This window comes from Aestuariirhabdus litorea, from assembly GCF_003864255.1.
Lineage (GTDB): Bacteria > Pseudomonadota > Gammaproteobacteria > Pseudomonadales > Aestuariirhabdaceae > Aestuariirhabdus > Aestuariirhabdus litorea.
In genome coordinates, this window is record NZ_QWEZ01000001.1 from 1554960 (window position 1) to 1569281 (window position 14322).

Genomic DNA, 14322 nt, shown 5'->3' on the forward strand with positions numbered 1-14322 from the left:
CAAAAACAACAACGGGGCCGATGGCCCCGTTGTTGTTTCCCCTGCGATTAATGAGTGGGTATATCGATGGTGCTGAACAACTCGTCCAACTCCGCCTTGTTATGACGACGATAGGCTTCATCCACCACCTCCCGGGTGAGGTGAGGGGCAAACTTCTGGATGAAGTGATACATAAAGCCCCGGATAAAGGTGCCCCGTCGGAACCCTATTTTGGTCACGCTGGCCTCAAACAAACGACTGGCATCCAGAGCCACCAGGTCCGAGTCGGATTGCGGGTTATAGGCCATACCGGCAATGATGCCGACTCCCAACCCCAAACGAACATAGGTTTTGATCACATCGGCATCGGCGGCGGTAAAAACAACCCGAGGGGTTAACCCCTCATTCATAAAGGCCTCATCCAGCTTGGAGCGACCAGTAAACCCAAACACATAGGTCACAATGGGGTACTGGGCGACATCCCTCAGGCTGAGCTCCTGGATATTGGCCAACGCATGGCCGCGGGGAACCAGAATACAGCGGTTCCAGCGGTAACAGGGCATCATCACCAGATCGCTAAAGAGCTCAAGCGCCTCAGTAGCGATGGCGAAATCGACGGTCCCGTCAGCGGCCATTTCGGAGATCTGCATAGGGGTCCCCTGATGCATATGCAGAGATACCTCGGGGTAGTCCCCGATAAACTCCTTGATCACCTGGGGTAAGGCATAACGCGCCTGGGTATGGGTGGTGGCGATGGACAGGCTACCGCGTTTCTCGTCGCTGAACTCCTGCGCTACCTGTTTGATACTTTCGACCTTGCGCAGGATCTCGCCGGCCTTTTCGATAATGGCCTCTCCGGCAGGGGTGATGCGGGTCAAGTGCTTACCGCTGCGAGCAAAGACCTCAACGCCCAGCTCATCCTCCAGCAGGCGAATCTGCTTGCTGATACCCGGCTGCGAGGTGTAGAGACTCTGTGCGGTGGCCGACACATTCAGGTCGTGGTGTGCGACTTCCCAGATATACCGCAGTTGTTGCAGCTTCATACAGCCCTCCGTTATTGGCTTATATGCTACAGACGTCTAAAAATATAAGGAAATATTCTTTTATAGAATAGATGCTAGTCGCTACATTAGCATCCAGAAGCACTCCATTCCTTTACGTGCCCTCTCTTGGGCTAGTTATAACTTTAGACCATATTTAATGGATATATTAGCTTATATTTTAGCCGGCGCCGGTGTTGGCCTTGCCGTGGGTATCACCGGGGTGGGCGGCGGGTCGCTGATGACCCCCTTGCTGCTGCTGTTTGGGTTTCCTCCCCATATCGCCATCGGCACCGACCTTATGTACGCCTCGTTAACCAAGGCCAGTGGTGTCGCCATGCACCATCGCCGTGGGACCATCGACTGGCGCCTGGTGCTGTTGCTGGGCCTGGGGAGTATGCCGGCCGCGCTGATCACCGTATTGATCCTCTACCTTTACTTCCCCGACAGCAGTAGTTATGGGCACATACTGACCAGCAGCCTGGGTGTGATGCTGATTCTCACTGCACTGGTATTGTTGTTCAAAAATAAGTTGGTGAAGTTCCACAAGAGCGCTGGCGACAAGCCCGGATTTTTACACCATCACAGCACCACCCTGACCTGGGTGATGGGGGTATTCCTCGGTACCTTTGTCACTCTGTCATCGGTAGGAGCTGGCGCCTTCGGTACCGCCGTGCTCATGGTGCTCTACCCGGCCCTGCTCTCGATTCGTGTGGTCGGAACCGATCTGGCCCACGCAGTCCCCCTTACACTGGTGGCGGGCCTTGGCCACCTGCTGCTTGGCAACGTTGATTTTTATCTGCTGGGCTGCCTGTTGATGGGCTCCCTGCCCGCGATCTACCTGGGGACCCGGCTGGGGTCACGTCTGCCCGACCGGGTATTGCACCCGATTCTGGCCAGCACTCTGCTGGCCCTGGGCCTCAAGTACGCCTTCTTCTAAGGCTGCTCCTTGACCTGGTTGGCAATACCGTGGGGGACATGACCAGTGGCCACGTGCTCACTGGCCGACTCGCAGTGGACCATGTGATCGTCAAAGAAGACATCCGCCCCAAACGCCTTGAGGAAAGTTCCCTTTTTCATCCCCCCTAAAAACAGGGATTCATCGAGACGAATATCCCAGGCGCGCAAGGTACGCACCACCCGCTCATGGGCAGGGGCCGAGCGGGCCGTCACCAGGGCGGTGCGCACCGGGCAATCATGAGGGTCAAGCGCCGCCTGCAAACGATGCAGTGCGGCCAAAAAGGGTTTGAAGGGCCCGCCGCTCAAGGGCAGGTTAGCGGCCTCCTTCTCGCTGCGGGTAAAGGCTTCCAACCCTTCTGATTTATAGATCCGCTCAGCCTCATCGGAAAACAGCACCGCATCCCCATCAAACGCAATTCGCAGCTGTTCACTTTCGACCGCACCCGCTGGCGCCGCCAGGATGGTGGCTGCCGCTACGCCAGACTCCAGGGCATGACGCACATCGTCGGCATGGGTAGAGAGAAACAGCTGGCAGCCGAACGAGGTCACGTACCTGTAGGGGCTGGCCCCACCGCAAAACGCGGCCCGTGAGATATCGAGCCCATAGTGCTCAATGGAGTTAAATACCCGCAGCCCCGTGTCCGCGCTATTGCGGGACAGCAGGATCACTTCAACCTTGGGTCCATCCTCGAAGAAGCGGTTCAAGCCCAGCAGTTTACTGACCAGGGAAAACGCATCCCCGGGTGCCAGTACCTGGTTTTCATGCTCAATCTGGTAGCGAGCAAATGCCTCGAGCCCCTGCGTCTCATAGACCGCATGGCTATCGCTCATATCAAATAGCGCTCGCGAGGAGATCGCCACCACCAGCTTATCCTGTGTTAGCACACCCATCCTTTTCCCTTTATTCATCCGCGTTAGCCGATTATCTCCCTATGCCCTCTTAAACTCTACTCTCGGCAGGTCAACGCTTACCAAGGCGGACAGGAAGCAGTATCATACCCCGACCAGAATAACGAACGCACCGCGCGCAGATGTACTGATACAGGAAACGGAATGACAAACCTACCCATTGAGAACCTCAACATAGAATCCCAGGAGATTCTGATTACCCCCGGCGAGCTTAAGGCTGAAATCCCCCTCAGCGAGTCGGCGTACACCACTGTCGACCAGGGCCGCCAGGTCATCCGGGATATTCTGGATGGCAAGGATCACCGCCTCTTTGTGGTGGTAGGACCCTGTTCCATTCACGATACCAAAGCGGCCATGGACTACGCCCATAAGCTCAAGGTTCTCGCCGAAGAGGTCTCCGACACCCTCTACCTGGTGATGCGAGTCTACTTCGAAAAACCCCGTACCACCGTAGGCTGGAAAGGGCTGATCAACGACCCCTACCTCAACGACTCCTTCAAGATCCAGGACGGGCTGCACATTGGACGCCGCCTGCTAATGGATGTCGCTGAATTGGGACTGCCCACCGCCACCGAGGCGCTGGACCCGATCTCTCCCCAGTACCTGCAGGACCTGATCTCCTGGTCTGCGGTGGGGGCGCGCACCACCGAGAGCCAGACCCACCGTGAGATGGCCAGCGGTCTCTCCTGTGCGGTGGGCTTCAAAAACGGCACCGATGGAGGCCTAAGCGTTGCCATTAACGCCCTCCAGTCCGTATCCAGCCCACACCGCTTTCTCGGAATCGATCACGCCGGTAAGGTCGCGATCACCCACACCAAAGGCAACCCCTACGGGCACGTGGTGTTGCGTGGAGGGGACGGCAAACCCAACTACGACTCGGTTAATGTCGCACTCTGTGAACAGGCCCTGGAAAAGGCCGGCATTGCTACCAACATCATGGTTGACTGCAGCCACGCCAACTCCAACAAGGATCCGGCCCTGCAACCGCTGGTGCTGGACAACGTCAGCAACCAGATTCTCGAGGGCAACCGCTCCATCGTCGGTTTGATGATAGAGAGCAACCTTGGCTGGGGCGCGCAAAAGATGAGTGACAATCTCGAATACGGCGTATCCATCACCGATGCCTGCATCGATTGGGCCGCCACCGAGAAAGCGCTTCGGGAGATGCGCGACAAGCTCAAGACAGTACTTCCCGGCAGGCGCGAGGATTAAACCAGGCCCACCCTCGTTGCATAAAAAAACCGGGAAGCCCCGGTTTTTTTTATGCAACGAAGCCGACCAGTGATGCTAGCCAAAATCAAACCCCATTTGTTGAGCGGGTATCACCTCATCACCAGCGGGTAGATGATGAACCCTTCGCCGTTTGGGCACAGCCGGCTCTGACTGACGGACAAAAACCGACCGGCACACAGAGCAGGTAAGGGCAAGGTGCTCCCGGGTCAGCAAGGTACCGGGCTCCGGCACTGGCTGGCCGCAGAGCGCCCGGTCATGCTCCAACTCAATGTCATAGTTCGCGGTTACCAGATGGAGAGGTTTCCCACCAGGCGCCCCAACAACCCTGTAGTTGGATAAGAGTTTTTGTGGATAGCGCTTCACGTTAGCTTCTCTGGCACAACCGTCTTTGCCCGGCGAAAAAAGGCCGCTAAGATAGCCGATTAATCGGGCGACGCCCACCTTTTACTGCCTCAGGATTTTTAATCAGCATGGCTCGATACCGCGCGCCCCTCCCCCCCTCATCTGCCTACATAACCCCCCAGGGGGCAGAAACCTTGAAGCAGGAGCTGGACTACCTGTGGCGCAAGAAGCGTCCGGAGGTTACCCAGGCGGTATCGGAGGCTGCCGCCTTGGGAGACCGGTCTGAAAACGCGGAATATATCTATGGCAAAAAGCAGCTGCGCGAGATTGATCGGCGGGTGCGTTTTTTACGCAAACGGTTGGAAAAACTGGTCATCGTCGATCACCCACCGGAGAACCAGGGGCGCATCTACTTCGGCGCCTGGATCGAACTGGAAAAAGAGGATGGTGCCCGGGTCAACTACCGGATCGTCGGCCCCGACGAATTCGATCTAAAACGGGGGTGGATCAGCATGGATTCACCGCTGGCCAAGGCGTTGATCGGCAAGGCGACCGGTGACGAGGTATGGGTGACGCTACCCTCGGGCGAGGAGTGTTTTTACATCGAAGCGGTACAGTACAGCGACCCAGCACAGACTGAGAGCCCCTGACACAGCAGGTCAGTAAGGCTCTCTGTGCGAGCTGAAGGTTACTTGTAGTAGGCGTTGGCCCGCTCGCTGTGGTCGGTCACATCGCGGACACCCTTGAGCTCGGGAATACGCTCGAGGAGGGTCTTCTCGATTCCCTCTTTGAGGGTGACGTCGGCCATACCACAGCCCTGGCAACCCCCACCAAACTGCAACACGGCGTAGTCGTCCGCCACCTCAACCAGGTTCACCTGGCCTCCGTGGGAGGCGAGTCCGGGGTTGATCTCGGTCACCAGGTAGTAATTGATGCGCTCGGTGATGGAGCTGTCGTCGCTGATGCGCGGCACCTTGGCGTTGGGTGCCTTGATGGTCAGCTGCCCCCCCATACGATCGGCGGCATAATCCACCAGCGCCTCTTCGAGATAGGTCTCGCTCTCCGCTTCGATATAGGCGTTGAAGCTTTTCAACTCCATCACTTTATCCTCAGGCTTGCTCTCACCGGGCTTGCAGTAGGCAATACAGGTTTCGGCGTAGGGGGTACCGGGCTGGGTAACAAAAACTCGAATACCGATCCCCTCTACCTCCTGCTTGGCAAGCAGTTCGGCAAGGTAGTCCTGGGCTGACTCGGTAATAGTGATCAACATCGGGTATATCCATCCACAACAATAGTTTGGTTACTCTACCCCAGGCAGATTGCCATGGGTATCCTTAACCTATCATGTTACTAGGTTATTGAGTAACTTCCCAGACCTTGTGAATCCCCTTCATTACTGTCCCCTTCCATTCTCTGATAAAATCCCGCCCTACCTGAATCGGAACCACCCACGAGCGAACCGGAACCCCTCAATGACCATTCATAGCACGCGTTACGCCGCCCTCCTTACAGCGCTGGAATCCCGCATCCTTATACTGGACGGGGCCATGGGCACCATGATCCAGCGCCACAAGCTGGAGGAGGAGGATTACCGGGGCGAACGCTTTGCAGAGTACCCGATGGACATCAAGGGCAATAACGACCTGCTGTCGCTCACCCAGCCCCAGATCATCAAGGAAATCCATCGCCAGTACCTGGAGGCCGGGGCCGATATCATCGAAACCAACACCTTCAATGCCACCCGGGTCTCCCAGGCTGACTACCAGATGCAGTCCCTGGTGGACGAGATCAACCGTGAATCTGCTCGCCTGGCGCGGGAGGCCGCCGACGAGATGAGCGCCTTGACACCGGACAAGCCCCGCTTCGTCGCCGGCGTGCTCGGCCCCACCAGCCAGACCTGCTCCCTCTCCCCCGACGTTAACGACCCAGGCGCACGCCACATCACCTTTGATGAACTGGTGGAAGATTACCTGCAGTCAACCCGTTCCCTGGTCGAGGGGGGAGTGGATATCCTGCTGATTGAAACCATCTTCGACACCCTCAACGCCAAGGCCGCTGTCTACGCCGTACAGGAGTATTTTGAGCGCAGCGGCACCCGTTTGCCGATCATGATTTCCGGCACCATCACCGATGCTTCGGGTCGCACCCTCTCGGGACAAACCACTGAGGCCTTCTGGAACTCCCTCGCCCACGCGGCACCGCTATCAATCGGCCTTAACTGCGCCCTCGGTGCCAAGGAGCTGCGTCCCTACGTACAGGAGCTGTCCCGGGTAGCCAGTACCTATGTCTCCGCACACCCCAACGCCGGCCTGCCCAACGAATTCGGTGAGTACGACGAAACGCCGCAGCAGATGATCGCCGTAGTGGAGGAGTTCGCCGCCAGCGGCTTCCTCAACATCATCGGCGGCTGCTGTGGCACCACCCCCGAGCACATTCGCGCGATCAGCGAGGCGATGCAAAACCATGCTCCCCGCCCGATTCCGGAGATCAAGCCGGCCCTGCGCCTGGCGGGTCTTGAGCCTTTTAACGTCGATGCTGATTCGCTCTTCGTCAATGTGGGTGAACGCTGCAACGTCACCGGCTCGGCCCGCTTCAAGCGCCTGATCCTGGAGGAGGATTACGACACCGCCCTGGAGGTGGCTGCCGAGCAGGTGGAAAACGGTGCCCAGGTGATCGACGTCAACATGGACGAGGGGATGCTCGACGCCGTGGCCGCCATGCGCAAATTCCTCAACCTGATCGCCTCCGAGCCTGATATTGCGCGTTTGCCGATCATGGTGGACTCCTCCAAGTGGGAGGTGATTGAGGCCGGCCTGAAGTGCATCCAGGGCAAGGCGATTGTCAACTCCATCAGCCTCAAGGAGGGTGAGGAGGAGTTTATTGCCCGTGCACGCACCTGCCAGCGTTACGGAGCCGCCGTGGTGGTGATGGCCTTCGATGAGGAGGGTCAGGCCGACACCTTCGCCCGCAAGACCGAGATCTGCAAGCGCTCCTACGACCTTCTGGTCAACAAAGTTGGCTTCGCCCCCCAGGACATTATCTTCGACCCCAACATCTTCGCCATCGCCACCGGTATCGAGGAGCACAACAACTACGCGGTGGATTTCATCGAGGCCTGCGCCTGGATTCGTAAGAATCTGCCCTACGCCAGCATCTCCGGCGGGGTCAGTAACGTCTCGTTCTCTTTCCGCGGCAACAACCCGGTGCGGGAAGCGATCCACTCGGTATTCCTGCTGCACGCCATCCGCGCCGGTCTCAACATGGGTATCGTCAACGCCGGCCAGCTGGCTCTCTACGATGACCTTCCCGCCGAGCTGCGTGATGCGGTCGAGGATGTGGTCAACAACACCAGCCCCGAGGCCACAGAAGCCCTGCTGGCGATCGCCGACAAATTCCGCGGTGATGGCAGCGCCAGCAGCGCGCGCAGCGAAGACAAGGAGTGGCGGCAGCTGCCGGTCAACGAACGCCTTCAACACGCACTGGTAAAGGGGATCTCCAACTTCATCAACGAGGACACCGAAGCTGCCCGCCAGATCGCAGTGCGCCCCATCGATGTCATCGAGGGCCCGCTGATGGACGGCATGAACGTAGTGGGCGACCTGTTTGGCGCCGGCAAGATGTTCCTGCCCCAGGTGGTGAAATCCGCGCGCGTGATGAAACAGGCCGTGGCCTACCTGCAACCCTATATTGAGGCGGAGAAGAGCGAGGGGCAGCAGAGCAACGGTCGCATCCTGATGGCCACCGTTAAGGGGGATGTGCACGATATCGGCAAGAACATTGTCGGCGTGGTCCTGCAGTGCAACAACTTCGAGGTGGTCGATCTCGGGGTGATGGTGCCCTGTGAGAAGATCCTGCAAACGGCCATCGAACAGAAGTGCGACATCATCGGCCTCTCCGGACTGATCACCCCCTCACTGGACGAGATGGTGACCGTTGCCAAAGAGATGGAGCGCCAGCAGATCACACTCCCCCTGATGATCGGAGGTGCCACCACCTCCAAGGCCCACACCGCGGTTAAAATCGATCCCCAGCTCCACTGCAGCCAGGTGGTCTATGTCCCCGACGCCTCCCGCGCCGTGGGGGTCGCCAGCGCCCTCATCTCACCACAACAGCGCCCCGAGCTGGAAGCCCGGCTGGCGCTGGAGTATGAGGAGGTGCGTGAACGAGCGTCCAAACGTACGGTCCGCGGCACCGTTCACAGCTACTCTGAAGCGATCGCCAAGGGCCCCCGCCTCGACTGGGACAACTACAACCCGCCCGCCCCCCTGCAGCCGGGCCTGCACCATTTTGACGACTACCCCCTGGCGGAGCTGGTGGACTATATCGACTGGACCCCCTTCTTCATCAGTTGGGACCTGGCGGGCAAATTCCCCGCCATACTTGAAGATAAAGTCGTGGGTGAGGCGGCCCGTGAGCTGTATGAAAATGCCCGCAAAATGCTCACCCGCATCATCAACGAGAAGCTGATCCGTGCCAGTGCGGTGGTCGGCCTGTGGCCCGCCAACAGCATCAACCACGATGATATCGAGCTCTACGCCGATGAGTCACGGGGGCAGGTGATAGGAACCCTTTGCCACCTGCGCCAACAGCACCAGAAACCCGGCAACACCAAGCCCCTGACCTCGCTGGCCGACTTTGTGGCCCCCAGGGAGAGTGGCCTGAGCGACTACGTCGGCGGCTTTGCGGTCACCGCGGGCATCGGGGCCGACGAGCTGGCCGCAGAGTTTGAAAAGGCCCACGACGACTACAACGCTATTCTGGTCAAATCCCTCGCCGATCGGCTGGCCGAGGCGCTGGCCGAGCGCATGCACGAGCGGGTGCGCAAGGAGCTGTGGGGTTACCAGCCCGCCGAAACACTGGATAACCATGCGCTGATCCGCGAGCAGTATCAGGGCATTCGCCCGGCTCCCGGCTACCCGGCCTGCCCGGACCATACCGAAAAGAGCAAGCTGTTTGAGTTGCTGGACGCCGAGCGCCTTTGCGGCATGAAACTGACCTCCAGCTACGCCATGCACCCGGCGGCTTCGGTATCGGGCTGGTACTTCTCCCACCCCGAGTCCCGCTACTTCCCCGTTGGCAAGATCAATCGTGACCAGGTGGAGAGCTACGCCGCCCGCAAAGGGATGAGTATCGACGAAGTGGAGCGCTGGCTGCGCCCCGTACTGGCCTACGATGCCTGATCCGCGGGACGCTCCATGCAACCAGAGCGTATAAGGCGCGTAAGCTCGCTGGCACTGCCCATCATGGGCGGCATGCTCTCCCAGAGTCTGCTTAACCTGGTCGATGCGGCCATGGTGGGCAGTCTGGGGGAGGTGGCGCTGGCGGGGGTCGGCGTCGGGGCCTACATCAATTTCCTGGCGGTCTCCATGATCATGGGCCTCTCCTCCGGGGTGCAGGCGATCGTTGCCCGTCGCGTCGGCCAGGGGCGCAGTGACTTGTGCGCGCAGCCCCTCAATGTGGGGCTGCTCTGCGCCCTGCTGATCGCCCTGCCTATCAGCCTGCTCTTCTACGCGTTCTCCCCCTGGCTGGTGGCGCTGATCAGCAGCGAACCCGCCGTTACCGAGGTGGGTGTTGCCTACTTTGATGCCCGCATTATGGCGCTGAGTGCGGTGGCGATGAACTTCTCCTTCCGGGGCTACTGGAACGGTACCCACCGTTCCTCTACCTACCTGAAGGTGATTCTGGTGATGCACGCGGCCAATATCCTGATCAGCTACGCCCTGATCTTTGGCGCCTTTGGCCTGCCACGACTGGACGCGGCCGGGGCCGGCTGGGGCACCAGCATCGCTATGGTGCTGGGCTCCCTGCTCTACTTCAGCATCACCACCCGCAAGGCCCGCGAGCACGGTTTCCTGCGTACCCTTCCCGACCGCACAACCCTGCGCTCGGTACTTCGTCTGGCGATCCCCAACTCCCTGCAGCAGATGCTGTTTGCCCTCGGTATCACCCTGCTGTTCTGGATCATCGCCCGCATCGGCACTGAAGAGCTGGCGGTCGCCCACGTCCTGATCAACCTGGCCCTGTTCCTCATCCTGCCGGGGGTTGGCCTGGGCATGGCGGCCACGACTCTGGTGAGCAAATCCCTGGGAGCCAATGAACCCGATGAGGCCTATCGCTGGGGCTGGGACGTCGTCAGGCTGGCGGTAGTGGTCCTGCTGGTACTGGGCATCCCCTTCTGGCTCTTCCCGGACGCTGTCCTCAGCCTCTTCCTCCACAATGAAGCGGCGCGCGCTATCGGCCACCTGCCCCTGCAGCTGACCGCCGCCGGCATGGTGCTGGACGCCACCGCCATCGTGCTCACCCAGGCCCTGCTGGGCGCTGGTGCCAATCGGACGGTGATGCGCATCAGTGCCTCTGTTCAGTGGCTGCTGTTCCTGCCCCTGGCCTGGCTTCTGGGCCCCGTACTGGGCTACGGACTAAGCGCTATCTGGGCGCTGCAGCTGGGCCAAAGGGCCCTATCCTCACTTCTCTTTGCCTCCATCTGGCGCCAACGGCAGTGGATCAGCATCCGTATCTAGGGTGGTGTCGGCGCTTGGTCGTCCCGCTGCTCTCGCTGCTGCTGGGGGGCTGTGAAAGCCTCGGCTACTACTGGCAGGCCGGTGAAGGACAATGGCGGATCTATCGGGCGCAAGCGCCGGTCGGCGAGCTGGTCGACTCCCCCCAGACCGCCCCTGAGCTACGCGAGCGCCTGATCCGTAGCCAGGCGATCCTGGAATTCGCCCACCAAAGCCTGCTCCTGCCGGATAATGGCAGCTACCGCCACTACGCCGACCTCAAGCGTCCCTACGTGGTCTGGAACCTGTTTGCCAGTGACGAATTCTCCATCCAACCCCATCACTGGTGCTACCCCCTGGTGGGATGCCTGAGCTACCGGGGCTATTTTGACCCCGACTCGGCCATCCGCGCCGCCTCCCGCCTGCAAGCACAGGGGATGGATACCTGGGTAGCCGGTGTCCGTGCTTACTCCACCCTCGGCTGGTTGGATGACCCACTGCTCAACACCTTTATCGAGGAGCCGGAGCAGCAGCTTGCCGAACTGATATTCCATGAGCTGGCCCACCAACGGGTGTTTGCAGCGGGGGATACCGAATTCAACGAAAGCCTGGCTACCGTGATCGCCGACGAAGGGGTACGCCGCTGGGCCGCCCTGCACCACCTACCCCACAACAGCGAGCAAGCCGCCCTCGAGCGGCGCGCACGCGAGCAGGTGGTGGCACTGGTCAAGCAAACCCGAGAGCGGCTGGACAGGCTTTACCGGGAGGATCTCCCCACTGCCTCCATGCGGGATCAAAAACAGCGGTTGCTTGATCAGCTGAGAACCGAGTATCAGCAGTTGCGTCTTGGCCCATTACAGCGGCATGCACGTTATGACCGCTGGATGGCCGGAACGCTGAATAATGCCAAGCTGGCAACGATCGCCAGCTACCACCGCTGGGTACCCCAAATCGAGGCGCTGCTGAAACAGCAGGGAGGCGACCTTGATGCCCTCTACCGGGCACTCGAGGAGCTGGCTGCCCTGTCCGCTGACAAACGAAAGCGGGTCCTGTCCACCCACCCCAAATATAACCAATAAGTTATAACATATAGAAAAACATTCATTTATCGAATAAGTAAAAACTGCTACTCTCGCCCCATTCAATTTGGAATACCGCTAACAACCTGACTGGTGCCCCGGGCACCTTCGAGACCGGAAACCCTCGATGTATAAATACGACGCTATTGACCAGCAGATCGTCAATGACCGCGCCCGCCAGTATCGCGGGCAAACAGAACGCTACCTCAACGGAGAACTCAGCGACCCCGAGTTCCTGCCCCTGAGACTCCAGAATGGCCTCTACGTCCAGCGTTTTGCCCCGATGCTGCGTATTGCCGTTCCCTACGGCATGCTTTCCAGCCAACAGCTGCGCAAACTGTCAGATATCTCGCGACGCTTTGACAAGGGCTATGCACACGTCAGTACCCGCCAGAATATCCAGCTGAACTGGCCCGCGTTGGAGTCGGTACCCGATATCCTTGAAGAGCTGGCCAGTGTGCAGATGCACGCCATCCAGACCAGTGGTAGCTGCATTCGCAGTGTCACCTCCGACCACTTTGCCGGCGTCGCCGCCGACGAGCTGGAGGACCCTCGCCCCTGGTGTGAAATCATCCGCCAATGGTCGACCCTGCACCCGGAGTTCGCCTACCTGCCCCGCAAGTTCAAAATCGCTGTCAATGGCGCTGCCGAGGACCGGGCTGCGGTCGGCGTCCATGACATCGGCCTCACCCTGGTAAAAAACAGTGCGGGTGAGACCGGATTCCAGGTCCAGGTGGGTGGCGGTTTGGGTCGTACCCCGATCATCGGCAGCCCGATCCGCGACTACCTCCCCTGGCAGCACCTGCTGACCTATCTGGAGGCTATCCTGCGGGTCTACAACCGTTATGGTCGTCGCGACAACAAATACAAGGCTCGCATCAAGATCCTGGTGAAGGCGCTCTCGCCTGAAACCTTTGCCGAAAAGGTGGAGCAGGAGTGGGAACACCTCAAAGAGGGACCCGCCACCCTCACCGAGGCCGAAGTGGAGCGGGTCAGCGCTTTCTTTACGCCCCCCGCTTACGAGCGCAATCTCGCGGACAACAGTCTGCAGGAGCAGCTGGCACAAGCGCCCGAGTTTGCCCGCTGGCACGAACGCAATGTCATGGAGCATAAAATCGCGGGCTACGCAGCCGTCACTGTCTCCCTGAAGGCAACCGCCCAGGCCCCCGGCGATATCAGCGCCGAGCAGATGGACAGCCTCGCCGACCTGGCCGACCGCTACAGCTTCGGCGAACTGCGTACCACCCACATGCAAAATATGGTGCTGGCGGATGTTCGTCAGGACCAGTTGTTTGAACTCTGGCAGGCGCTGGCGGAGGTCGAGCTGGCCTCCCCCAACATTGGAACCCTCAACGATATCATCTGCTGCCCCGGCGGTGATTTCTGCTCATTGGCCAACGCCAAGTCGATACCGGTAGCAGAAGCGATACAGCGTCGCTTTTCGAGCATGGAACGGCTTTATGACATTGGTGATGTCAGTTTGAACTTCTCAGGCTGCATGAATGCCTGTGGCCACCACCATGTCGGCAATATCGGTCTGTTGGGTGTCGACAAGAAAGGGGAGGAGTTCTACCAGATCCAGCTTGGCGGCAGTGCCAACCAGGATACGGCACTAGCCAAGATTATCGGCCGCGCCTTCAGCCGTGAAGAGATTCCGGATGTCATTGAAAAGCTGATCGATCTCTACCTGGAACAACGCGAACCCAATGAGCGCTTCATTGACACCTTTAACCGTATCGGAATTGAACCCTTTAAGGAGCGGGCCTATGCCAAAGCTGATTAAGAACCGCCGCCTCGTCGAGGACGAGTTCTCGATCAAGTGGAGTGCGGAGGAGAGTGACCCGAGCGGCAAACTACTGGTATCGCTGGAGGAGTGGCAAGCACGCCGCGACGAGCTACTGGCCTCAACGGGCACCCATGGTGTCTGGCTCAAGCCCGACGATGAACCCGAATTGCTGGTAGAGGACCTGAGCCAGCTCCCCGTCATTGCCGTTCAGTTTCCCGCCTTCACCGACGGTCGAGGCTATTCACTGGCCCGCCTGCTGCGCGAGCGATATGGCTATGAGGGTGAGCTACGAGCAGTCGGCGATGTCCTGCGCGACCAGTTGTTTTATATGCACCGCTGCGGTTTTGACAGTTTCGCAATTAGGGAAGACCGGGATGCCGAAGATGCCCTGGCCGCCCTGGATGAGTTTTCCGACGTCTACCAAAGCGCCGTCCAGCAACCGCTGCCCCTGTTTCGCCGGCGCTGAAACCCCGCACCACAAGGCAGCCGGCCAGCCGGTC

The 14322-nt window shown here is 59.5% G+C and carries 11 protein-coding genes; 8 read left to right on the forward strand and 3 right to left on the reverse strand.

Annotation, left to right across the window (positions count from 1 at the left end; translation table 11 throughout):
• Window positions 1-47: 47 nt before the first annotated feature.
• Window positions 48-1022, reverse strand: coding sequence for an HTH-type transcriptional regulator CysB (cysB, locus tag D0544_RS07215; protein WP_125015301.1), 975 nt, complete (start codon window positions 1020-1022; stop codon window positions 48-50).
• A 157-nt stretch (window positions 1023-1179) separates the two neighbouring features.
• Between cysB and D0544_RS07220 the strand changes: the two genes are divergently transcribed.
• Entirely contained in the window at window positions 1180-1959 is a 780-nt protein-coding gene (locus D0544_RS07220; protein WP_125015302.1) for a sulfite exporter TauE/SafE family protein, read from the forward strand.
• Here D0544_RS07220 and D0544_RS07225 read toward each other — a convergent pair.
• Window positions 1956-2870, reverse strand: a complete 915-nt coding sequence (locus D0544_RS07225; protein ID WP_125015303.1) for a 5'-nucleotidase — start codon at window positions 2868-2870, stop codon at window positions 1956-1958. The genes D0544_RS07220 and D0544_RS07225 overlap by 4 nt on opposite strands.
• A 162-nt stretch (window positions 2871-3032) precedes the next feature.
• Between D0544_RS07225 and D0544_RS07230 the strand changes: the two genes are divergently transcribed.
• Together D0544_RS07230 and greB are read left to right on the forward strand one after the other, a co-directional pair.
• Entirely contained in the window at window positions 3033-4100 is a 1068-nt protein-coding gene (locus tag D0544_RS07230; protein WP_125015304.1) for a 3-deoxy-7-phosphoheptulonate synthase, read from the forward strand.
• A gap of 491 nt (window positions 4101-4591) precedes the next feature.
• Window positions 4592-5113, forward strand: coding sequence for a transcription elongation factor GreB (gene greB, locus D0544_RS07235; protein WP_125015305.1), 522 nt, complete (start codon window positions 4592-4594; stop codon window positions 5111-5113).
• A gap of 38 nt (window positions 5114-5151) precedes the next feature.
• On the opposite strand, the gene nfuA is transcribed toward greB, so the two are convergent.
• Window positions 5152-5733, reverse strand: coding sequence for a Fe-S biogenesis protein NfuA (nfuA, locus tag D0544_RS07240; RefSeq protein ID WP_125015306.1), 582 nt, complete (start codon window positions 5731-5733; stop codon window positions 5152-5154).
• Window positions 5734-5935: 202 nt separating this feature from the next.
• Here nfuA and metH point away from each other — a divergent pair, with 202 nt between their 5' ends.
• From metH to D0544_RS07265, 5 genes are all read left to right on the forward strand, one after another.
• A complete protein-coding gene (gene metH, locus D0544_RS07245; RefSeq protein WP_125015307.1) occupies window positions 5936-9643 on the forward strand; it encodes a methionine synthase in 3708 nt (1235 codons plus the stop codon).
• Between the two features lie 15 nt (window positions 9644-9658).
• Window positions 9659-10981: an MATE family efflux transporter gene (locus D0544_RS07250; protein WP_125015308.1), complete on the forward strand. Its 1323-nt coding sequence runs from the start codon at window positions 9659-9661 to the stop codon at window positions 10979-10981.
• 14 nt (window positions 10982-10995) lie between these two features.
• Window positions 10996-12036 (forward strand): aminopeptidase, encoded by a 1041-nt coding sequence (locus tag D0544_RS07255; RefSeq protein WP_164880865.1) that lies wholly within the window; start codon window positions 10996-10998, stop codon window positions 12034-12036.
• Between the two features lie 127 nt (window positions 12037-12163).
• The gene (locus D0544_RS07260; RefSeq protein WP_125015310.1) at window positions 12164-13819 is read left to right on the forward strand and encodes a nitrite/sulfite reductase; all 1656 of its coding nucleotides are present in this window, start codon (window positions 12164-12166) and stop codon (window positions 13817-13819) included.
• A complete protein-coding gene (locus D0544_RS07265; protein ID WP_125015311.1) occupies window positions 13803-14288 on the forward strand; it encodes a DUF934 domain-containing protein in 486 nt (161 codons plus the stop codon). The genes D0544_RS07260 and D0544_RS07265 overlap by 17 nt, the downstream gene beginning before the upstream one ends.
• Window positions 14289-14322 lie beyond the last annotated feature (34 nt).

What these genes read in the sequence shown, in the direction of transcription:
- cysB (WP_125015301.1), bottom strand. Translation starts at nt 1,022, where the DNA reads ATGAAGCTGCAACAACTGCGGTATATCTGGGAAGTCGCACACCACGAC.
- D0544_RS07220 (WP_125015302.1), top strand. Translation starts at nt 1,180, where the DNA reads ATGGATATATTAGCTTATATTTTAGCCGGCGCCGGTGTTGGCCTTGCC.
- D0544_RS07225 (WP_125015303.1), bottom strand. Translation starts at nt 2,870, where the DNA reads ATGGGTGTGCTAACACAGGATAAGCTGGTGGTGGCGATCTCCTCGCGA.
- D0544_RS07230 (WP_125015304.1), top strand. Translation starts at nt 3,033, where the DNA reads ATGACAAACCTACCCATTGAGAACCTCAACATAGAATCCCAGGAGATT.
- greB (WP_125015305.1), top strand. Translation starts at nt 4,592, where the DNA reads ATGGCTCGATACCGCGCGCCCCTCCCCCCCTCATCTGCCTACATAACC.
- nfuA (WP_125015306.1), bottom strand. Translation starts at nt 5,733, where the DNA reads ATGTTGATCACTATTACCGAGTCAGCCCAGGACTACCTTGCCGAACTG.
- metH (WP_125015307.1), top strand. Translation starts at nt 5,936, where the DNA reads ATGACCATTCATAGCACGCGTTACGCCGCCCTCCTTACAGCGCTGGAA.
- D0544_RS07250 (WP_125015308.1), top strand. Translation starts at nt 9,659, where the DNA reads ATGCAACCAGAGCGTATAAGGCGCGTAAGCTCGCTGGCACTGCCCATC.
- D0544_RS07260 (WP_125015310.1), top strand. Translation starts at nt 12,164, where the DNA reads ATGTATAAATACGACGCTATTGACCAGCAGATCGTCAATGACCGCGCC.
- D0544_RS07265 (WP_125015311.1), top strand. Translation starts at nt 13,803, where the DNA reads ATGCCAAAGCTGATTAAGAACCGCCGCCTCGTCGAGGACGAGTTCTCG.